This window comes from Amycolatopsis sp. lyj-346, from assembly GCF_046548975.1.
In the GTDB taxonomy this organism is placed as follows: Bacteria; Actinomycetota; Actinomycetes; order Mycobacteriales; family Pseudonocardiaceae; genus Amycolatopsis.
Window position 1 is genome coordinate 1 of record NZ_JAJPWT010000032.1, and the last position, 21,010, is coordinate 21,010.

Annotated in this window: 14 protein-coding genes; 9 read left to right on the forward strand and 5 right to left on the reverse strand. The window is 70.2% G+C overall.

Annotated features, from left to right (window positions below; translation table 11 throughout):
* The first annotated feature begins 482 nt into the window (after nucleotides 1-482).
* From ACLJQE_RS44000 to ACLJQE_RS44025, 6 genes are read left to right on the forward strand one after another with little or no spacing between them, the layout of a single operon-like run.
* On the forward strand, nucleotides 483-2,093 hold the full coding sequence (locus tag ACLJQE_RS44000) for an ABC transporter substrate-binding protein (protein ID WP_410645817.1): 1,611 nt from the start codon (nucleotides 483-485) through the stop codon (nucleotides 2,091-2,093).
* Nucleotides 2,090-3,037, forward strand: coding sequence for an ABC transporter permease (locus ACLJQE_RS44005; protein ID WP_410645835.1), 948 nt, complete (start codon nucleotides 2,090-2,092; stop codon nucleotides 3,035-3,037). Before ACLJQE_RS44000 ends, ACLJQE_RS44005 begins: the two co-directional genes overlap by 4 nt.
* Nucleotides 3,030-3,860 (forward strand): ABC transporter permease, encoded by an 831-nt coding sequence (locus tag ACLJQE_RS44010; RefSeq protein ID WP_410645818.1) that lies wholly within the window; start codon nucleotides 3,030-3,032, stop codon nucleotides 3,858-3,860. The genes ACLJQE_RS44005 and ACLJQE_RS44010 overlap by 8 nt, the downstream gene beginning before the upstream one ends.
* Nucleotides 3,857-5,440, forward strand: a complete 1,584-nt coding sequence (locus tag ACLJQE_RS44015; protein ID WP_410645819.1) for a dipeptide ABC transporter ATP-binding protein — start codon at nucleotides 3,857-3,859, stop codon at nucleotides 5,438-5,440. Before ACLJQE_RS44010 ends, ACLJQE_RS44015 begins: the two co-directional genes overlap by 4 nt.
* 22 nt (nucleotides 5,441-5,462) lie before the next feature.
* Complete coding sequence (gene sfnG / locus ACLJQE_RS44020) at nucleotides 5,463-6,593, forward strand: dimethylsulfone monooxygenase SfnG (protein WP_410645820.1); 1,131 nt, start codon at nucleotides 5,463-5,465, stop codon at nucleotides 6,591-6,593.
* The gene (locus ACLJQE_RS44025; RefSeq protein ID WP_410645821.1) at nucleotides 6,590-7,765 is read left to right on the forward strand and encodes an acyl-CoA dehydrogenase family protein; all 1,176 of its coding nucleotides are present in this window, start codon (nucleotides 6,590-6,592) and stop codon (nucleotides 7,763-7,765) included. Before sfnG ends, ACLJQE_RS44025 begins: the two co-directional genes overlap by 4 nt.
* Nucleotides 7,766-7,865: 100 nt before the next feature.
* On the opposite strand, the gene ACLJQE_RS44030 is transcribed toward ACLJQE_RS44025, so the two are convergent.
* Together ACLJQE_RS44030 and ACLJQE_RS44035 are read right to left on the reverse strand one after the other, a co-directional pair.
* Complete coding sequence (locus ACLJQE_RS44030) at nucleotides 7,866-10,715, reverse strand: glycosyl hydrolase family 95 catalytic domain-containing protein (protein WP_410645822.1); 2,850 nt, start codon at nucleotides 10,713-10,715, stop codon at nucleotides 7,866-7,868.
* Between the two features lie 16 nt (nucleotides 10,716-10,731).
* Nucleotides 10,732-12,099, reverse strand: a complete 1,368-nt coding sequence (locus ACLJQE_RS44035; RefSeq protein ID WP_410645823.1) for an RICIN domain-containing protein — start codon at nucleotides 12,097-12,099, stop codon at nucleotides 10,732-10,734.
* Between the two features lie 292 nt (nucleotides 12,100-12,391).
* Between ACLJQE_RS44035 and ACLJQE_RS44040 the strand changes: the two genes are divergently transcribed.
* On the forward strand, nucleotides 12,392-14,725 hold the full coding sequence (locus tag ACLJQE_RS44040; protein ID WP_410645824.1) for a beta-L-arabinofuranosidase domain-containing protein: 2,334 nt from the start codon (nucleotides 12,392-12,394) through the stop codon (nucleotides 14,723-14,725).
* A gap of 109 nt (nucleotides 14,726-14,834) precedes the next feature.
* Here ACLJQE_RS44040 and ACLJQE_RS44045 read toward each other — a convergent pair whose 3' ends face one another.
* Entirely contained in the window at nucleotides 14,835-15,443 is a 609-nt protein-coding gene (locus tag ACLJQE_RS44045; RefSeq protein ID WP_410645825.1) for a DUF4230 domain-containing protein, read from the reverse strand.
* 130 nt (nucleotides 15,444-15,573) lie between these two features.
* The gene (locus ACLJQE_RS44050; protein ID WP_410645826.1) at nucleotides 15,574-16,167 is read right to left on the reverse strand and encodes a TetR/AcrR family transcriptional regulator; all 594 of its coding nucleotides are present in this window, start codon (nucleotides 16,165-16,167) and stop codon (nucleotides 15,574-15,576) included.
* Between the two features lie 125 nt (nucleotides 16,168-16,292).
* On the opposite strand from ACLJQE_RS44050, the gene ACLJQE_RS44055 reads away from it, so the two are divergent.
* Nucleotides 16,293-16,853 carry a hypothetical protein gene (locus ACLJQE_RS44055; RefSeq protein WP_410645827.1) on the forward strand — a complete coding sequence of 187 codons (561 nt, stop codon included), beginning with the start codon at nucleotides 16,293-16,295 and terminating at the stop codon, nucleotides 16,851-16,853.
* Here the strand turns inward: ACLJQE_RS44055 and ACLJQE_RS44060 are convergent.
* Nucleotides 16,841-18,175: a glycoside hydrolase family 6 protein gene (locus ACLJQE_RS44060; protein WP_410645836.1), complete on the reverse strand. Its 1,335-nt coding sequence runs from the start codon at nucleotides 18,173-18,175 to the stop codon at nucleotides 16,841-16,843. The two genes, ACLJQE_RS44055 and ACLJQE_RS44060, sit on opposite strands and share 13 nt — an antisense overlap.
* Before the next feature lie 434 nt (nucleotides 18,176-18,609).
* On the opposite strand from ACLJQE_RS44060, the gene ACLJQE_RS44065 reads away from it, so the two are divergent.
* Complete coding sequence (locus tag ACLJQE_RS44065) at nucleotides 18,610-20,991, forward strand: ricin-type beta-trefoil lectin domain protein (protein WP_410645828.1); 2,382 nt, start codon at nucleotides 18,610-18,612, stop codon at nucleotides 20,989-20,991.
* The last annotated feature ends 19 nt before the right edge of the window (nucleotides 20,992-21,010 follow it).

The window sequence follows — 21,010 nt, forward strand, 5'->3', positions numbered from 1 at the left end:
GGATCGCGGCCAGCACCGCACGGTCGTCGAGCCGGCGCCGACCTCCGCCCTGGTGGCGTTGCGGCACATCGGGCAACAGCGGGTACGCCAGCAGCCACAACGACTCCGGGCACCACTTCTCCACATCGGTCATCGCTGATCAACGATATCGTCCACCCGGCAACACAACCAAATGAGATGCGGTCTTAGAACGAATCCTCCAGGTTGACGACCACCGGCGCGGAGAAGTGAAGCCAGCGTGGTGGCGCCGCTCGGCGGTCGCAGGGGTCATGGTCCACAGATATCCGGTCCGCCGTCGCGGCGCACGCACGTTCAGGATGTGGACCGCCGGCCGGCGGCCGAGCACAAAACGCTTGCGTGTCAAGGGCGTCTCGCCGGGATGCCAGGAGGTGGGACAGCGGTTCGCAGAGTGGGACGGGGGTCGGCGCATGGCTAGCGTCGCGTTCCGAAAGCCGCAACCGCTCCCCGCTGGAGGCCGTCCGGTGTCCCCTCTTTCCCGTGCCCGCAACGCCGCGGCCCTGCTCGCCCTGCCCGTCCTGCTGACCGCCTGCTCCGCGGCGGGCGGTGACCCGGTTGCCGACGCGGGTCCGCCGAAGCCCGGTGGCACGCTGCGGCTCGGCATCTCGTCCGCGCCCGACTGCCTCGATCCGCAGCAGGTCGGCACGAACGCGTCGATCAACGTCGCCCGCCAGCTGGTCGACTCGCTCACCGACCAGGACCCGAAGACCGGTGAGATCAAGCCGTGGCTGGCCGAAAAGTGGGACACCAACGCCGATTCGACGGCGTTCACCTTCCACCTGCGGTCCGGTGCGACGTTCTCCGACGGCAGCCCGGTCGACGCGGCCGCGGTGAAGGCGAGCTTCGACGGCGTCAAGGCCCTCGGGACGAAGGCCCAGCTCGGCTACGGCTACCTGGCCGCCTACCAGGGCTCGGCGGTCGTCGGCCCGCAGACCGTCCGCCTCGAGTTCTCCGCGCCCAGCGCCCAGTTCCTCCAGGCCAGTTCGACCGTCTCCCTCGGCGTTCTCGCGCCCGCGGCGTACCGGAACACGCCGGAACAGCGCTGCCAGGGCACCGGCCTGCTCGGCTCCGGGCCGTTCGTCTTCGAAAGCCTGAAGCAGAACCAGGAAATCGTGCTGGCCAAGCGCACGGGCTACGGCTGGGGCTCGTCGCTGTTCAAGCACCGGGGCGAGGCCTACCTGGACAAGATCGACTACAAGATCGTGCCCGAGCCCGGCGTCCGCACCGGCAGCCTCGCCTCCGGCCAGCTCGACGCGGCCACCGACATCCAGCCGGTCGACGAGCCGCAGTTCACCGGCAACGGCTTCAGCGAGAACATCCGGCCCAACCCCGGCGTGGTGTTCAACCTGCACGCCAACACCACCCGCGGTGTGCTCACCGACGAGACGGTGCGCCAGGCCGTGCTCAAGGGCGTCGACCGCGCCGAGGTCGTGAACACCGTGCTGACGCCCAGCTACAAAGCCGCCACGAGCATCCTGGGCTCGGCGACACCGTTGCACAGCGACCTGTCGCGGCAGCTCGCCTACGACCAGAAGGGCGCGGCGGCGCTGCTGGACGGCGAAGGCTGGGTGCCCGGCCCCGACGGGATCCGCGTCAAGAACGGGCAGAAGCTGAGCGCGGCGGTGGTGTTCTCGCCGGTGTTCAACCAGAACCGCAGCGTGCTGGAACTCATCCAGCAGCAGCTGCGCAAGATCGGCTTCGACCTGCGGATCGAGCAGCACACCACGGCGGAGACCACGCAGATCCAGCTGTCCGGCAACTACGAGTTCCTCTGGTACAACGTGACCCGTGCCGACCCGGACATCCTGCGCGGCCAGTTCTCCACCAAGGCGGGCAACCGCAGCAGGCTCGCGCCGGGCAACCCCCTGGACGTCGCCCTGGACACCCAGTCGTCCACTGTGGACGTCGCCAAGCGCAAGCCTTCGGCCGGCGAAGCCCAGCGGCTCATCGTCGACCACGCCTACGCGATCCCGGTGTTCGAGCTGACCCAGGTCGTCGCGCTGAGCGCGAAGGCGCACGCCGTCGACTTCGAGGCGTCGTCGCGGCTGCAGCTGTTCGACGCGTGGCTGTCGTGAGGCGCTACCTGCTCCGCCGCGCCGGGCAGGCGGTGTTCGTGCTGTGGGCGGCGTTCACGCTGTCGTTCCTCATCCTCTACCTGCTGCCGGGCGACGCCGTTTCGGCGAAGCTCGCCGGCGGCGAGGCGGGCTCGTCCGCGACGGCCGAGCAGCTCGCCGCCGCCCGCGCGGAGTACGGCTTCGACTCGCCGTGGCCGGCCCAGTACCTGAACCGCCTGGTCGCGGCCCTGCACGGCGACTTCGGCCGCAGCGTCGCGACCGGCGACGACGCGACGCACATGGTCGTCACGGCGCTACCGCCGACGCTGGCGGTGACCGGGCTGGCGCTGGTGTTCGCGGTGCTGTTCGGTGGCGGCTCGGCGTTCCTCGGCACCTATACGCGGTTCCGCTGGCTGCGCCACGCCCTGCCGTCGCTGGCCATCTCGCTGCCGCCGTTCTGGGTCGGGCTGCTGCTGATCCAGTTCTTCTCGTTCCGGCTGCGGCTGCTGCCCGCGCTGGGCACGCAGGGTTTTTCCGCGCTGATCCTGCCCGCGGTCACCCTCGCCCTGCCGACGGGCGCGATCATCGGGCAGGTGCTGGCGAAGAGCCTGGCGACCCAGCAGGAGCAGCCGTACGCGGAGATCGCGGCGGCCAAGGGCGCGAGCCGCCGGCGCGTCCACTTCGGACACCTGCTGCGCAACGCCGCCGTGCCGGCGCTGACCGTCGCCGGCGTGGTGGCGGGCAACCTCGTCGCGGGCTCGGTGATCACCGAGACGGTGTTCTCGCGCGACGGCGTCGGCCGGATCACCGCGGCCGCCGTCACCGCGCAGGACGTCCCCGTGGTGCAGGCGGTGATCGTGCTGGCTGCCCTGGTGTTCGTGCTGCTCAACCTGGTCGTCGACCTGCTCTACCCGCTGCTCGACCCGCGCATCGCGCGCACCCCGGAGGCGGTGCCCCATGGCTGACCTCACCCTCTCGAAGGGGCACTTTCACGTGAAAGTGCCCCCTGGGCTGGTGCTCGCGGTGGTGGTGCTGGCGTTCGTGCTGCTCGCGGCCTTCGCGCCGGCGTTGCTGACCGGGTACGACCCGATCACCGGCGTCCCGGCCGAGCGGCTGCACGGGCCGTCGCTGCGGCACCTGTTCGGCACCGACGAGACCGGCCGTGACGTCTACGCGCGGGTGATCCACGGCGCGTCGCTCTCGCTGCGGGCCACCGCCATTGCCGTGCTCGTGGCGCTGGTGGCCGGGTCGGCGCTCGGCCTGCTCGCCGGGTTCCGCGGCGGCTGGACGGACACCGCGATCATGCGGGTCGTCGACGTCTTCCTGGCCATCCCGCCGATCCTGCTGTCGCTGGCCCTCGTCACGGCGCTGGGCTTCGGCACGACGAACGTCGCGATCGCCGTCGGTATCGCGAACCTCGCGTCCTTCGCGCGGGTGATGCGCGCGGAGGTGCTTCGCGTGCGAAACGGCGTGTTCGTCGAAGCCGCGCGCGCCGGTGGAGTGCGCTGGTCCGGCGTGCTGCTGCGGCACGTCCTGCCCAACGCGGCGGGCCCGGTGCTCGCGCTGGCGACCCTCACCCTCGGCACGGCCGTGCTCGAGGTGTCCGCGCTGAGCTTCCTCGGCTTCGGCGCGACCCCGCCCACCCCGGAGTGGGGCGCGCTCGTCGCGGGCGGACGCAGTTTCGTGGCCACGGCCTGGTGGATGACGACGTTCCCGGGACTGACGGTCGCGGCGGTGGTCCTCGCCGCCAACCGGCTGTCCCGGGCACTGGACGGAGGCGGACGATGACCCTGCTGCGCATCTCGGACCTGGCGGTGTCCTACCGGACGCGGGCCGGGCTGGTGCCCGCGGTCCGCGACGTCGGCCTGGACGTCGGCGCGGGCGAGGTGGTCGCGGTCGTCGGCGAGTCGGGCTCGGGCAAGTCGACGACCGCGCACGCGGCGATCGGGCTGCTGCCGCGGGGAGGCCGGATCGACGGCGGCGAGATCTCGTTCGACGGCCGGGACCTCCTTGCGCTGTCGTCCCGGCACTGGCGCTCGGTGCGCGGCCGCGAGATCGCGCTGGTGCCGCAGGACCCGGCGGTGTCGCTGAACCCGGTGCACCGGATTGGCGACCAGGTCGCGGAGGTGCTGAAGATCCACGGCCTCGCGGACCGGCGATCCGCCCGGCTGCAGGCGATCGAGCTGCTGGACCGGGCGGGTGTCCCCGACCCGTCGGTGCGGGCGCGCCAGTACCCGCACCAGCTGTCGGGCGGGCTGCGGCAGCGCGTGCTGATCGCGGCGGCACTGGCCGGGCGGCCGAAGCTGATCATCGCGGACGAGCCGACGTCGGCGCTGGACGTCACGGTGCAGCGCCGGATCCTCGACCACTTGACTTCCCTGGCCCGTGAATCGGGCACGGCGATCCTGCTGATCACGCATGACCTCGGCGTCGCCGCCGACCGCGCGTCGCGGATCGTGGTGCTTTCGCGGGGTTCGGTCGTCGAGGAGGGCTCGTCGGTGGTCAGCGCGCCGGCGCACCCGTACACGCAGCGGTTGATCGCGGCGGCGCCGAGCCTGTCGGGCGCCCTGCGCCCGCCCGTGCCGCCCGCCGAGCCGCTGGTTTCGGTGCGGGACCTGGCCAAGACGTTCGACGGCGGGATCCGCGCCGTCGACGGGGTTTCCTTCGACATCCCGCGCGGGCAGACCCTGGCACTGGTCGGCGAGTCCGGCTCGGGCAAATCGACGACGGCGCGGATGGTGCTGCGGCTCGAACCGCCGTCGGCGGGCTCGGTTTCGTTCGACGGGCAGGACATCACGGGTTTGCGTGGCGACGAGCTGCGCCGGCTGCGGCGGCGGATGCAGATCGTGTACCAGAACCCGTACGCGTCGCTGAACCCGAAGTTCTCGATCGAGGACGTGGTGGCGGAGCCGTTGCGGGCGTTCGGGCTTCCGCGCACGCGGGTCCCGGAGCTGCTCGACCAGGTCGCCCTGCCCGCATCGGTGGCGCGCCGGAAGCCGGCGGAACTGTCCGGCGGGCAGCGCCAGCGGGTGGCGATCGCCCGGGCGCTGGCGTTGCGCCCGGACCTGGTGGTGTGTGACGAACCGGTGTCGGCGCTGGACGTCTCGGTGCAGGCGCAGATCCTGGCGTTGCTGGCGGAACTGCAGTCCTCGCTGGGGCTGTCGTACCTGTTCATCTCGCACGACCTGGCGGTGGTCCGGCAGCTCGCGGACCAGGTCGGCGTGCTGCGCGAAGGAACGTTGGTGGAGCTGGGGCCGGCCGCGCAGGTGCTGGTGGAGCCGCGGGCGGAGTACACGAAGGAACTGCTGGCGGCGATTCCCGGTCGCCGGGTGTCTTCCCAGCACGTGGATGCTTTTGCGGAGCCGTGACGCCATGCCCCATTCTCCGGTCATGACCCTGCTCCACGAACCTCTGAAATTCGCTTATTGGGTGCCGAACGTCAGCGGCGGGCTCGTCACCAGTGATATCGAACAGCGCACCGACTGGGGGTACGAATACAACCGGGATCTCGCCGTCATCGCCGAGAACAACGGCTTCGAATACGCCCTCACGCAGGTGCGCTACACCGCCAGTTACGGTGCTGCCTACCAACACGAATCGACCGGGTTCAGCCTCGCGCTGCTCCTGGCGACACAGCGGCTGAAGGTGATCGCGGCCGTGCACCCCGGGTTGTGGCACCCCGGCGTGCTGGCGAAGTTCGTCGCGAGCGCGGACGTCCTTTCCGGCGGCCGGGCCGCGGTGAACGTCGTCAGCGGCTGGTTCAAGGACGAGTTCACCGGGCTCGGCGAACCCTGGCTGGAGCACGACGAACGCTACCGCCGGACCGAGGAGTTCATCCGGGTGCTCAAGGAACTGTGGACCGACGACCACGCCGAGTTCACCGGCGACTTCTACCGGATCCATGATTTCGACATCAAACCCAAGCCCCAGGCGGGTGACGGTCGTCCGCACCCGGAAATCTTCCAGGGCGGGAACTCCACCGCCGCCCGCAAGCTGGCCGGCCGCGTTTCGGACTGGTACTTCAGCAACGGCAAGGATTACGACGGGTTCAGCGAGCAGGTGGCCGAGGTCCGCGGCTACGCCGCCGAAAACCACCACGCCGTCCGGTTCGGCCTGAACGGTTTCGTGATCGCCCGCGAAACCGAAGCCGAAGCACGGGACGTGCTGCGCGAGATCGTCGCCAAGGCCAATGTCGAAGCGGTGGCGGGTTTCCGTTCCGCGGTGCAGCAGGCAGGCAGCTCCACCGCGGACAAGAAAGGCATGTGGGCGGATTCCGAGTTCGCCGACCTCGTCCAGTACAACGATGGCTTCCGCACCCGGCTCATCGGTACGCCGGAACAGATCGCCGAACGCGCCATCGAATACAAGCGCCGGGGCGCGAGCCTGCTGCTGCTCGGTTTCCTGCATTTCCAGGAGGACATCGAGCACTTCGGCAAGCACGTGCTGCCGATCATCCGGGAACTGGAAAAGGACCTCGACCACAGCGCCGCCACCCCCGAGCCCGTAGGGAGCCGAGCATGACCGACTGGATCGAACGCGCCCGCGAGGTCGCCGCCAAACTCGCCGTCGACGCCGTCGAACGCGACCGCCGGGGCGAAACCCCGTACCAGGAAGTCCGGCTGCTCAAGGACAACGGCCTGGTCACCCTGCTCGGCCCGGCCGAGCACGGCGGTGGCGGGCAGACCTGGGAAACCGCCTACCGGGTGATCCGCGAGATCGCGAAGGCCGACGGCTCGATCGGGCAGCTGCTGGGCTACCACTACCTGTGGGCCTGGGCGGCGCGCCTGGTGGCCACGGACGCCCAGGTGGCCGCGGTCGAAGAGCTCTACACCAAGGACAACCTGTTCTTCGGCGGCGCGGTCAACCCGCGTGACTCCGACCTGACGATCACCGAGGACGGCGACTCGCTCGTCTACGACGGGCACAAGTCGTTCTCCACCGGGGGCAAGGTCTCCGACCTGACGGTGCTGGAAGGCGTCCTGGCCGGGACCGAGGACCACATCTTCGCGATCGTCCCGTCCAAGCAGGACGGGATCACCTTCCACGACGACTGGGACAACATCGGCCAGCGGCTCACCGAATCGGGCAGCGTGACGATCTCCGGCGTCCGGGTGCCGTGGGAGTCGGCGGCCGGGTACGTCGACCGGAAGTTCCAGCCGCTCGTCTACAACACGCTCAACGTCCCGGCGATCCAGCTGGTCTTCACCAACTTCTACCTGGGCATCGCCCAGGGCGCACTGGAGACCGCGCTCGCGTACACGCGGGACCACACCCGCGCCTGGCCCTACGGCGGCGACGACAAGCAGGCCGCGGCGGAGGAGTGGTACATCCTCGACGGCTACGGTGACCTGCAGGCCAAGCTGTGGGCGGCGGAGGCGCTGACCGACAGGGCGGGCGCGGCGATCTCCCGCGTCCTGCACGCCCCGCGCGAAGAGCTGACGCCCGAAGCGCGGGGCGAGGTGGCGGTGCTGATCGCCGCGGCCAAGCAGCGCGCGGTGGACACCGGCCTGGAGGTCGCGACGAAGATCTTCGAGCTGACCGGCGCGCGGGCGAGTGCGTCGAAGTACGGGCTGGACCGGTTCTGGCGCAACCTGCGGACGCACTCGCTGCACGACCCGTTGCCGTACAAACGGCGCGAGGTGGGGGCGTTCGCCTTGCTCGGCGAGTACCCGACGCCGACCTGGTACACCTGAGGTCACGCCGGGACGAGCGCGATCGCTCCGCAGGCGTTGGTGACCGCGAGCACGGCACCTCGTGCGGCTCCTGGTCAACGGCCTGCGCCGTAAGGCCTCCTCACGCGCGCTGGAGCAGGAAACGCTGGTTGGCGGCCCCGGTCACCGTCCACTGCGAAATGCGTGCGCCGTCGGCGGTCGAGGCGCTCCACACGTCCATGGCGAGGCCGCTGGCGCGGTTGACCAGGCTCACCACGCCACCGCCCTGGTCGGTCACCCGCCACTGCTGGGTCGTGGCGCCGGTGTCGGGCTGCTGGGTGATGTCCGCACCGGTGGCGGTGGACGCGACCTGGAGGACCAGGCCGCTGGCACGCGACCGGATGCGGTGGAAGCCGCCGTCCGAGGCGAGGAAGTCGAACTGCTGGTTCGGCCCGCCGGTGGCCTGCCACTGGATCAACGCCGCCCCGGCGCTGGTGGAGCCGCCGTTGATGTCGGCAGGCTTGCCGCTGTGCTGGGCGACGAGCCGGTAGTTCACCCCGGGCTCCACCACCGGCGGCGGCCCGCCGAGCGCGGTGGCGCGGTAGGTGTGGCCCGCTTGGCCCGCGAAGCGGACCAGGTCGGCCTCGACGGTCACCGGCTGGACCTTGGCGCCGCTCGTGGTGTCGAGCACTTCGTGGGCCGCGGTGAACATCCGGCTGCGGACCTTGACCTCACCGTCGCGGTCCGGCGTGATGGTCAGCTGCGTGGCCGCGCCGCTGCTCCACGCCGCGCCGACCGTGTAGCCGCCGCGGCCGCGCAGGCCCGTGACGCTGCCGGACGGCCAGGCGGGCGGCAGCGCGGGCAGCACGTGCAGTTCGCCGTTGTGGCTGTGCAGCAGCAGTTCGGCGATGCCGGACGTCGCGCCGAAGTTGCCGTCGATCTGGAACGGCGGGTGCAGGTCGAACATGTTGGGCGCCAGCCGGTCGGTCCGCACCAGGAGCCGGATCAGGTCGTGCGCCTTGGCGCCCTCTTCCATGCGGGCCCAGTAGTTGATCTTCCAGGCCAGCGACCAGCCGGTGCCGTCGTCGCCGCGCAGTTCGAGTGTCCTGCGGGCCGCGGTGAACAGCTGGGGTGTGCCGCGCTTGCTGATCTGGTTGCTGGGGTACAGCCCGTACAGGTGCGAAATGTGCCGGTGGGTCCGCTCGGTCTCCACCCAGTCGTAGAGCCATTCCTGGATGTTCCCGCGCGAGCCGACCTTCATCGGCGCGAGCCGCTGCCGGGCCGCCCGGACCTGGTCGGCGAAGGCGGCGTCGACGCCCAGCACCTGGCACGCGCCGGCACAGCCGTCGAACAGGTCGCGGAGGATCTGCATGTCCATCGTCGGCCCCGCGCACACGGACGCGTTCGTGTGGTGGTTCAGCTCGGGGGAGTTCGACGGGTTGGTGACCAGGTAGCCCAGCGAGGGCTCGGTCACCAGGGTGTCGAGGAAGAACTGGGCGGCACCCTTCAGCAGCGGGTAGCGGCGGCGCAGGAACTCGACGTCGCCGGTGAACCGGTAGTGGTCCCAGATCATGGTGGCGAGCCAGGCGCCGCCGGTCTGCCACATGCCGGCCTGCGCGAAGTCCACAATGGATGACCCGCGCCACCCGTCGGTGTTGTGGTGGGTGACCCAGCCGCGGGCGCCGTACTCGACCTGCGCGGTGCGGGCCCCGGTGACCGCGAGGTCGCCGATCATGGCGAACACCGGTTCGTAGCACTCGGCGAGGTTGGTGACGTCGGCCGGCCAGTAGTTCATCGGCAGGTTGGCGTTGAGGGTGTACTTGGACTCCCACGACGGGTTCAGCTGGTCGTTCCAGATGCCCTGCAGGTTGGCCGGCTGGGTGCCCGGCCGCGACGAGGAGATCAGCAGGTAGCGGCCGAACTGGAAGAGCAGGGCGGCGAACTGCGGGTCGCTGACGGTGTTGTGCTGGGCGATCCGGACGTCCGTCGGCTGGTCGGCCGCCGCCGTGCGGCCGAGGTCGAGGGTGGTCCGCCCGAACAGCTTCGAGTAGTCGGCCACGTGCCGGCTGCGCAGGGTGTCGTAGGAGAGCGACTGGGCGGCGGCCAGCCTCGACCGCGCGATGCCCTGGTAGTCCCCGTTCACCGTGCGGTAGTCGACGTAACTGGTGCCGATCGAGATCAGCAGCGTCACGGCGTTGGCGCCGGACACCCGCAGCGTGCCGCCGGAGCTGCTGGTGCTCCCGCCCTCGGCGGTGGCGTTCACCAAGGCCTGGAACCGGACCGAACCGGCGATGCCCCGGCTGTCCCCGGAAACGCCGTCCAGCGCGATGGCCGAACCGCCGGGGCTGGACGTCGTCCCCCGCTGCGGGGTGCCCAGCGACGCGGAGAACGAGATCGAGCCCGGCGTCTCGGCCGTCAACCGCATGACGATCACCTGGTCCACGGCGCTGGCGAACACTTCACGCCGGTACCGCACGTTGTTCGCGACGTAGGTGACGACCGTCGTCGCCGTGGTGAGGTCGAGCCACCGCTGGTACGACGAAATCCCGCTCCCGCCGGGCAGCGCGAGGCTGAGGGTGCCGACGGGCTGGTACGGCTGCTGCGCGGCCGGGGAGCCGAGCATCTTCTGGTCGATCAGGGACTGCGCCTGCGTCCACTGGTTCGCGAACACCAGCTGCCGGATCTGCGACAGCGCCCCCGCGCCCTGGGGGTTGCTGTAGTCGTGGGGGCCGCCCGCCCAGACCGTGTCCTCGTTGAGCTGCAGGCGTTCGGTGTCGGTGTTGCCGTACACCATGGCGCCCAGCCTGCCGTTGCCGATCGGCAACGCGCGCAGCCACTCGGTGCCGGCCGGCCGGTCGTACCACAGCGCCAGGTCGTTCACCGCCCGGACGTCCGCGGGGGCGGCCGAGCCGGGCCGCGCGGTCGCCGTCCACACAAGGGGCACCAGTGCGGCACCCAGCCGGATCGCCTGTCTCCGGGTCAGGTCGGGCATCTGCGTTCTCCGATCCTCAGGCGCGCTTGAGCTGGAACCGCTGGTTGGTGCCGCCGGAGGCGGCGTACTGCGAAATCCGGGCCCCGTCGGCGGTCGAGGCGCCCCAGACGTCCATCGCGAGGCCGCTGGCCCGGTTGACCAGGCTCACCGCGCCGCCACCCAGGTCGGTCACCCGCCACTGCTGGGTCGTCGCGCCGGTGTCCGGCTGCTGGGTGATGTCCGCACCGGAGGCCGAACTCGCGACCTGCAGGACCAGCCCGCTGTGCCGGGCGCGGATCCGGTAGTACCCGTCGGTGGAGGCCAGGAAGTCGAACTGCTGGTTCGCCGCGGTGTGCGGAGCCCACTGGACCAGCGTGGCACCCGCCGCGGTGGACGCCCCGGTGATGTCCGCGGACTTGCCGCTGTGCCCGGCCACCAGGGAGTAGTTCACGCCGACCTGCACCGGCGATGTGGGGTTCGGTTCGGTGCCGCCGAACTGGCTGAAGAACTTCCAGATCTCGGTCTTCGTCCAGCTCCTCGCGCCGCTCTCGCACCCGCTGCAGCCGTCCACCGGGCCCTGCTGGTGGCCGCCGTCGAACGGGGCCCAGACCACCGGGTAGCCGGTCCGGCAGCCCGAGTAGACGGTGAGGTAGTGGGTTCTGCTGCCCGCCGCGGGTTCGGGGGCGTTCTGCGGGGTGCAGCCGTTGTTCCGGACGAAGGTGTCCCGCAGGCTGCGTCCGGCGCCGATGTTGTCCGACACGCCGTGGATGCCCAGGTAGGCGACGGGCTGGGTGCCGCCGCTGCAGCCGCTGATCGCGCCGGGGGCGGCGATCGCCGCGACCGCGCGGAAGACGGTCGGCCGGGCACACGCGAGCGCGTAGCTCATCGCGCCGCCGTAGCTGAAGCCCACCGAGAACAGCTGGGTCGTGTCGACGCAGAGGTCGTTCCCGATCAGCCGGACCATGTCGTCGGTGAAGGTCACGTCCTCGCCGCCGGAATTGCCCCAGCCGTTGTTGAGGCCCTGGGGCGCCACGAAGATCGTCGAGTTGCCCGACTGGGACTGCATGCCGTAGTACGCCCAGGCGTAGCCGTCGCTGCCGCCCGAGGCGACCTGCTCGGCGGTGCCGCCCAGCCAGTGGAAGCCGAAGGCCAGCCGGTGCGGCGTGCTGTTGTCGTAGGTGTCGGGGATCTTCAGGATGAAGCTGCGGCTCTTGCCGTTGCTCTGGATCGTGCGTTTGCCGCTGGTGAGCGTGGGGCTCTTGCCGCACCCGGCGCTGGGGCTGGCGGCCTGGATCGCCTGGTCCGTCGTCGTGGCGGCGGTGGCGCCCGGGGGAGAGCCACCGACGGCCAGCACGAGCAGCGCGGCGGTCGCGAAGATCCGGAACGGAGAGCTGAGCCTGGGCATGCGAAACCCCTTCGGCGGACGGGGAAATCCTCGAGACGGCTGCTCAAGGGTGTTTGCGTTGTAGCACGGATTTCGAAGGGGCGTCCAGCCGGAACTGAAAGTTTCAGTTCCGGCTGTCGTTGATAAAAGGGATCCGTGGAATTTTCGCGGGAATGATTTCCGGGCGGTCGGGCGCACGGGCGCGCCTGCCGCCGCCCGCGTGGGTGTCACGCTGCGTGAGTGGGGTGACAGACGTTCTTGTTAGCGCTAACATCGGCGCGCGTTCCCTGTCCATCGACGAACGGAGAACCCGGTGACCTCATCCTTCAGCCGCCGGCGACTGCTGCAAGCCGCCGGAGCCACCGCCATCGTTTCCGCGGCCGGACCCGCTGTCGGCTGGGCGCCCGCCGCATCGGCGGCCACCGCGGCGGTCGGGCCGGTCCGCCCGGACGCCGGGGTGGCCGCGTTCCCGTTCGAGCTCGGCCAAGTGCGGCTGACCGCGAGCCGGTGGCTCGACAACCAGAACCGGACGCAGAACTACCTGCGGTTCGTCGACGTCAACCGGCTGCTGTACAACTTCCGGGCCAACCACCGGCTTTCCACCGGCGGCGCGGCGGCCAACGGGGGCTGGGACGCGCCGAACTTCCCGTTCCGCAGCCACGTCCAAGGACATTTCCTGACCGCTTGGGCCCAGCTGTGGGCGGTGGCCGGGGACACCACGTGCCGCGACAAGGCCACGGCCATGGTGGCCGAGCTCGCCAAGTGCCAGGCGAACAACGCCGCCGCCGGTTTCGCCGCCGGCTACCTGTCCGGCTTTCCCGAGTCCGATTTCGACAACCTCGAAGCCGGGCGCCTCACGAACGGCAACGTGCCGTACTACTGCATCCACAAGACCATGGCCGGCCTGCTCGACGTGTGGCGGTACCTCGGCAGCACCCAGGCCCGCGACGTCCTGCTGAACCTGGCCGGGTGGGTCGACCGGCGGACCGCCCGGCTCAGCGGCACGCAGATGCAGTCCGTGCTGAACACCGAGTTCGGCGGCATGAACGCGGTGCTCACCGACCTCTACCAGTACACCGGCGACACGCGGTGGCTGACCGCCGCGCAGCGGTTCGACCACGCCGCCGTGTTCGACCCGCTGGCCGCCGGCCGGGACCAGCTCAGCGGGCTGCACGCCAACACCCAGATCCCCAAGTGGATCGGCGCCGTCCGGGAGTACAAGGCCACCGGCACCACCCGCTACCGCGACATCGCCACGAACGCGTGGAACATCACCGTCGGCGCGCACACCTACGCCATCGGCGGCAACAGCCAGGCCGAGCACTTCCGCGCGCCCAACGCCATCGCCGGCTACCTCAACCCGGACACCTGCGAGAGCTGCAACACCTACAACATGCTCAAGCTGACCCGGGAACTGATCGCGCTGTACCCGGACCGCGCCGACCTGGCCGACTACTACGAGCGGGCGCTGCTCAACCAGATGATCGGCCAGCAGAACCCGGCCGACAGCCACGGGCACATCACGTACTTCAACTCGCTGAACCCGGGAGGCCGCCGGGGCGTCGGTCCGGCGTGGGGCGGCGGCACGTGGAGCACCGACTACAACTCGTTCTGGTGCTGCCAGGGCAGCGGCCTCGAAACCCAGACGAAGCTGGCGGACTCGATCTACTTCCACAGCGACACGACGCTGATCGTGAACCTGTTCCTGCCCTCGGTGCTCACCTGGACCCAGCGCGGCATCACCGTCACCCAGACCACGTCGTACCCGGCCGGTGACACGACCACGCTGACGGTCACCGGGAGCGCCGGCGGAACCTGGGCGATGCGCATCCGCATCCCGGCCTGGGCCACCGGGGCGACCATCAGCGTCAACGGCGTCGCGCAGAACGTGACCGCCACCCCCGGCAGCTACGCCACCTTGTCGCGGTCGTGGGCCTCCGGTGACGCGGTCACCGTCCGGCTGCCGATGAAGGTCGCGCTGAAGGCGGCCAACGACAACGCGAACGTCGCCGCCGTCACCTACGGTCCGGTGGTGCTGGCCGGCAACTACGGCAGCAGCACGCTCAGCGCGCTGCCGTCGCTGAACCCGGCCTCGGTCACCCGGACCAGCAGCAGCGCGCTCACCTTCAGCGCCACCGCGAACGGCGCCCCCGTCAACCTGGTGCCCTTCTACGACGCCCAGGGCTTCAACTACACGGTCTACTGGAACACCGGCGGTTCCGGCGGGACGACCTACCGGCTGGTCAACGCGGGGAGCGGGCTGGTACTGGGTATCGAGAACATGTCCACCGCCGACGGCGGCCGTGCGCTGCAGTGGTCGGACAGCGGCACCGCGGACCACAACTGGGAGCTGATCACCGACGGTGGTGCCGTCCGGTTCCGCAACGCCCACAGCGGCAAGGTGCTGGGTGTCCTCGACATGTCGACCGCGGACAACGCCCGCGTTCTCCAGTGGTCGGACAACGGCACCGCTGATCATCGCTGGACGCTCGTCGACCAGGGGGACGGGACGTCGAAGATCCGGAACGTCAACAGCGGGAAGCTGCTGACGATCGAGAACGGGTCTGCTTCGGCCGGGGCGTACGCGGTGCAGGGTCCGGACAACGGTGCCGCTGCGAACCGGTGGCGGGTTGTGCGGAATGGCTGATCTCGCTGATCTTGCTGTTGTCCGCCACCCCGACGCCTGATTGTGACTACGGCCGGCGGCACCGGGTCAAGGCGGGAAAGCGTGCCTTGACCCGGTGCCGCCGGCTTGATCAGCCGGGGTTGGTGTCGGCGTAGTTGATGGTGATGTTCTTGAAGCCCAGTGATTGCAGCAGGCCGGTCAGCATCGTGCGGGTGTTTCGCTCCGCGTCGGCCACCAGGGTGCTCTTCGCGGCCGCCGCCTGGATCTGTTTCTGGGCGAGCTCGTACAGTGCCTGCTGGGAGTTGGGGTTTCCGCTGAGGAACTCGTTGATGCGGGTGAAGAGGCCCTGCTGCTGGGCGTACACACGGGACTCGTGCACGTTGAGGGTCGCCGGCTCGAGCTGGGCGTGGCCCAACGTGATCGTGGCTGATTGGCGGTCTTCGGAGACCTGGACCGCGTTGCCCTTCAAGCGGGAGAAGTCCACGTAGGCGTTGTTCGTGCCGACTCCGATGAACAGGGTTTGGCTGCCCGCGAGGAAACTGGGCAGGACGGAACTCGTGGTGATGTCGACGACCACCTGGAACGAACCGCTGGCCGCCTCGTAGCGCGAGAGCTCGACGATCGACTGCAGGAGCACCGGTCCGGAGTGTTCTTCGGTCCGTTCGGCGAACGGATTGCGCAATTGGGGTAACAGGTGTACCGCCGAAGCGGCGATTATCGCGGCGATCAGCACCACCACAGCCACAGCCAACGCGACCAGCCGCTTGCCCCAAGCACCCATGCCGGGAGGAATACCCAGCCGGTCGCGAGGCCAATCGAGGGGGTACGGCGTGCCGTGGTGGCCTGGAGTGCGGACCGCGCGGCCTGATTCACCGCCGCCGCTTGGCTCCCGTGGCCACCGGTGCGTCCCGGTAGCTCAGAATGCCTTCCACGCCGCGGAGGAACGTGGTGCAGACCGGGACCGGGTCGGTGAGGCAGCCCGCCGCCATGGCGCCGTCGCGGAGCATGACGAAGTGCTGGGCCGCCGGCTCCGGGGCGGTCTCGCCCGTTGCGGCGAGCAGCTCCGTGACCGTCTCCAGGAACCACTGCCGGTGCGCGAGGACGGTCCGGTGGACCGGGTGGGCGGGATCCGGGTATTCGGCCGCGGCGTTGAGGAAGGCGCAGCCCCGGAAGCCGGGTGACCGGATGCCGTCCGCGATCGTCGCGGCCACCGCCCGCACGACGTCGCCGGGCGTGCTGCCCGCCGAAGCCGTCCGCGCGGCCGATACCTGGGCTCGGATGGTTTCGTCCGCTTCGGTCAGGTAGGCGACCAGCAGGTCGTCCTTGCTGGGGAAGTGCCGGTAGAGCGTGGCCCGGGTGACGCCCGCGTCGGCGATGACCCGGTCGATGCCGACCGAGTGCAGGCCCTCGGTGTAGAACAGCCGGCTCGCCGAACTCAGCAGCCGTGCTCGTGCTTCGGACACTGGTCGTCCACCTCCCGGTTCGCCGGGGGGAGCCTAGCAGATAGAACGGTCGGTCTTGACGACGGTGCCCGGTCGCTGCCATAGTCGGCCAACGAGACAGATCGTTCTATCTACCGGGAGACTCCATGACCACGAACACCGCTCCGGCCGCCGGCACCGCGGAATCCCTGCGGCGGCTCTACTTCGTCCGGTTCGCGTTCGCGCTCGTCTGGGCGGGGCTGCTCTTCGCGACGGCGTCGAGCCTCGGCCCGGTCAGCATCGCGTTGCTCGTGCTGTACCCGCTGTTCGACGTGGTCGCCGCCGTGCTCGACCTGCGTTCGCCGAAGGCGGGCAAGCCGATCGCGGCGCTCTACGTGAACGTCGCGATCAGCCTGCTCGCCGCCGCCGGTCTGGCCGTCGCCGCCTCGTCCGGGATCCCGGGCGTGCTGCGCGTGTGGGGCAGCTGGGCGATCGTGGCCGGCGTCGTCCAGCTCGTCGTCGGCGTCGCCCGGCGTGGCCTCGCCGGCCAGTGGCCGCTGATCCTCAGTGGCGCGATCTCCGTCGTGGCCGGTGCTTCGTTCCTCGTTCAGGCCACAATGGACGGTGCGTCGCTGACGGCACTGGCCGGCTACGCCACGCTGGGCGGCGTCTTCTTCCTCGTCTCCGCGTTGCGGCTGGGCGGTGGCCGCCGGGCTCAGGAGCAGTAGGTCCCGTTGAGCGCCGGCTGCAGGAACGGCGGGGTGCTGCCGTTGTAGTTCGCGTTGTAGCCGAGCGTGGCCGTCGCGCCCGTGGCCAGGGTCCCGTTCCACGACGCGCTGTCGACCTTGATGACGTCGCCGGTGTCGCTCCAGGTTCCGCTCCAGCCCTGGCTGACGGTCACGCCGGGGGCGGAGAACGTGAGCGACCAGCGGTCGAGGGCCGCGCCGCGGTTTTCGATGACGATTTCGGCGGTGTACCCGGTCGCCCAGGTGCTGATCACCCGGTGGGTGACCTTGCAGCCGCCGCCCGGCTGCGGGGTCGTGGTGGTCGGCGTGGTGGGCGTCGTCGGGGTGGTGGGGGTCGTCGGCGTGGTGGGAGTGGTCGTGACCGGGCCGGCCGCGACGGCGAGGTCGTAGGCCCGCTGGGGCACGAACTGGCCGGCGGTGGCGATGCAGCCGTCCGCCTCGCCCGGCGGCTTGACCCACAGGAACGCGTCGATCTGGCCGTCGCCGGTCTGGTTGGTGCTCGGGATGCCGATCGCGCGCCCGCCGGGATCGCACCACTCGCTGCCCAGCGGCCCGTTGCCGTTGCGGCTCGTGTCGACCACGGCCTTCAGCCGCGAGTCGCCGAGCTGCCCGAGGACCGCCTTGGCGAAGGCGACTTCGTCGGCGGTCGAGCGGTAGTTGGACACGTTGGTGGCGATGCCGTCGGCGCTGTTCGAGACGTCGGCCGCCCGCAGCCGCGCCGCCGCTTCGGCGGGGGACAGCCAGGCGGAGTGCCCGATGTCGAAGTACACCTTGGCCTGCGACGAGCCGGCCTTGAGCCGCTTGCCCGCGTACGCGATCGACGCCGAGGTCTGGCGTTGCTGGTCGGCGTTCTGGCAGCTCGTCATGAGCGCGAGCACGTCGGGCTCGAGCACGATGGCCGCGGGGCGGCCCGCCAGCCCGGCCGCCACCTGGTCGACCCAGGCCCGGTAGGCGTCGTGGGACGGCGCGCCGCCGCCGCTCGCGCCACCGCAGTCGCGGTTGGGGATGTCGTACACGACCATGATCGGGATCTTGCCCGCGGCGGCTGCCGCGCTGGTGTAGGCGTCCACCTCACTGCGCACCGTGGCGGTGTTCGTGGTGGTGAACCACCTCGCCTGCGGTACCGCGGCGATGCGGTCGCGGATGACCGCGGCGCGCGAGTCGCCGGGGTTCGCCGCAACCCACTTGGCCGCGTTGGTGCCCGGGTCGACGTAGTACGCCGAGGCGGCGGCCTGGGCGCCGGTCCACGTGGTGGCGGCCACGACGCCGGTCACGGCCACCGCGGCGAGCCCGCCGGCGGCCACTGTCCTGCTGCGCATGCACCTTCTCCTTCGAACGACGGGTGGTGCCGGAAACGGCCGCACTGGGAGCGCTCCCAGCAATCGGAGACTGTAGCCGGGGAAGGCGCCGCGGGAAAGGGGTGCCCGGTGTTGTTCTCGCTCGGCGTTCCGAAACTTACATTTGCGAGAAGAGGTATCCCGGTGTCGCGGCAGCGCGCTGAACTGCGCCGATCCTCGCTCGGTGCCCTGGCGCGCGTGTTGTTTCGTAAAGTGCGGCCGAAGCCGGCGGTCGGCAGTTGTTCGGTGGCAGGCGTGCTGTTAGCGTTAACGCCCAGCGTGTTCGCCGTCGACGAAGATGGGTCTCGTGAGTGGTTTCCCCCTTCGCCGATCAACCGATTGTTTCGACGGCAGGTCCGAGAGTTTCGCCGGGTGCCGCTTTCGTCGGAAGTGAGGAAACCATGCTCCGGAGCGTGAGAACCGCGGCTGCGGCGGTCACCGCGGTCGTCCTGGCCGTGGCCGGGGGCGCCGTGGCCGCGGCGCCGGCCCAGGCCGCCACCTCGATCACGATCAACGGGAGTTCGGGTGGCCGCACGTTCGACGGCGTCGGCGCGGTCAGCGGCGGCGGTGGCAACAGCCGCCTGCTGATCGACTACCCCGAGCCGCAGCGCGGCCAGATCCTCGACTACCTGTTCAAGCCCGGCTACGGGGCGGCCCTGCAGATCCTCAAGGTGGAGATGGGCGGGGACACGAACTCCACGAGCGGTGCGGAGCCCAGCCACGCCCACTTCCGCGGCGACCTGGACTGCAACCGCGGGTACGAGTGGTGGATCATGGAGCAGGCGAAGCTGCGCAACCCCGCGATCAAGCTGGTGGGCCTGCCCTGGGGCGCGCCGGGCTGGATCGGCAACGGCACGTTCTTCTCCAACGACCTCACGGACTACTACCTGTCGTGGCTGGGGTGCGCCAAGCAGCACGGGCTGACCATCGACTACCTCACGAGCGTCCAGAACGAAAAGCAGTGGAGCGCGGACTGGACCGTCACCTTGCGCAACGCGCTCAACGCCAACGGGTACAGCGCCGTCAAGGTCATCTCGGGTGACTCGTGGCCGGGGGACTGGGGGCCCGCGAGCGCGATCCCGACCAACACGGCCTACCGCAACGCGACCGACGTCCTCAGCGCCCACTACACCTGCGGCTACCTCAGCGCGCAGACCTCCTGCACCGTCCCGGCGAACGTCCTCAACACCGGCAAAACCCTGTGGTCCAGCGAAAACGGCTCCCAGGACTACAACGACGGCGCCAAGCCGCTGGCCCGCGGGATCAACCGCGTCTACCTCGACGGCAAGATGACCGCCTACCTCAACTGGGACCTGATCGCCGCCACCACGCCGAACATCCCCTGGCCGACCGTCGGCCTGATCCTCGCCAACCAGCCGTGGTCGGGTTACTACTCGGTCGGCAAGGACGCGTGGGCACTGGCGCACACGACGCAGTTCACCGCGCCCGGCTGGAAGTACCTCGACGCCTCCAGCGGCTACCTCGGCGGGAACCGCGCCAACGGCAGCTACGTTTCCCTGAAGTCGCCGAACAACACCGACTACAGCACGGTCATCGAGACGATGGACGCCACGTCGGCCCAGACGCTCAACCTGAACGTCGCCGGCGGGCTGTCCGCCGGCCCGGTGCACGTGTGGGCGACCAACCTCAACTCGAACAACCCGGCCGACCACTTCGTGCGCGGCGCCGACATCACCCCGTCCGGCGGCGCGTACTCCCTGACCGTCCAGCCCGGCCACCTCTACACCATCACGACCACCACCGGGCAGGGCAAGGGCACGGCGACCAGCCCGCCGCAGGGTTCGCTGAACCTGCCCTACGCCGACGACTTCGACGGGTACGCCAAGGGCAAGGAAGCCAAGTACCTGATGGACATGGAAGGCGCCTTCGAGGCCGCCCCCTGCGGTGCCGGCCGCGCGGGCACGTGCGTGCGCCAGTCCGCGACGCAGAAGACGATCCCCTGGAAGAAGTTCGTCGATCCCTACGCGCTGCTGGGCAACGTCGCCTGGAGCAACTACACGCTCGGTACGGACGTGCTGCTGGAGAAAGCCGGGTACGTCGAGCTGATCGGCCGGGCCGGCTCGCAGGACACGGGCAACCAGGGCGCGATGAACGCCTACTACCTGCGGGTCAGCGACACCGGGGCGTGGTCGATCCGGCGCAACAACACCAGCCAGCAGATCACGACGCTGCGCAGCGGTACGACGGCCGCGCTCGGCACCGGCAGCTGGCACAAGCTGTCACTGGGCTTCTCCGGCAGCACCATCACCGCCACCGTCGACGGGACGGTGCTCGGCACGGTCACCGACGGCACGTTCCCGGCCGGCCAGGTCGGCATCGGCACGAGCGTGGGGGAGACCGCGCAGTTCGACAACCTGACCGTCACCGGTTCGGGTGGCGGGTCGACGTCCGTGCTGCGCAACACCGGCTCCGGTCGCTGCCTCGACGTCCCGAACGCGTCCCAGACCAACGGCACCCAGGTCTCGCTGTGGGACTGCAACGGCGGCGGCAACCAGCAGTGGACGTCGACCACCGGGAAGCAGCTCGTGGTGTACGGCAGCAAGTGCCTCGACGCCGAGGGAACGGGGACGACGGCAGGCACCCGGGTGATCATCTGGGACTGCACGGGCGGTACCAACCAGCAGTGGAACACCGCCGCCGACGGGACGATCACCGGTGTCCAATCCGGACTGTGCCTCGCCCCGGGCGGCACCGGCAACAGCAGCCCGGTGACGCTGCAGACGTGCACCGGGGGCAACGCCCAGAAATGGACGCGGAGCTAGCCGGCCGACTCCTTCCGAG

Coding starts and splice junctions, on each gene's coding strand:
- sfnG (WP_410645820.1), top strand. CDS start 5,463: ATGACCCTGCTCCACGAACCTCTGAAATTCGCTTATTGGGTGCCGAAC.
- ACLJQE_RS44055 (WP_410645827.1), top strand. CDS start 16,293: ATGACCACGAACACCGCTCCGGCCGCCGGCACCGCGGAATCCCTGCGG.
- ACLJQE_RS44030 (WP_410645822.1), bottom strand. CDS start 10,715: ATGCCCGACCTGACCCGGAGACAGGCGATCCGGCTGGGTGCCGCACTG.
- ACLJQE_RS44065 (WP_410645828.1), top strand. CDS start 18,610: ATGCTCCGGAGCGTGAGAACCGCGGCTGCGGCGGTCACCGCGGTCGTC.
- ACLJQE_RS44035 (WP_410645823.1), bottom strand. CDS start 12,099: ATGCCCAGGCTCAGCTCTCCGTTCCGGATCTTCGCGACCGCCGCGCTG.
- ACLJQE_RS44010 (WP_410645818.1), top strand. CDS start 3,030: ATGGCTGACCTCACCCTCTCGAAGGGGCACTTTCACGTGAAAGTGCCC.
- ACLJQE_RS44025 (WP_410645821.1), top strand. CDS start 6,590: ATGACCGACTGGATCGAACGCGCCCGCGAGGTCGCCGCCAAACTCGCC.
- ACLJQE_RS44015 (WP_410645819.1), top strand. CDS start 3,857: ATGACCCTGCTGCGCATCTCGGACCTGGCGGTGTCCTACCGGACGCGG.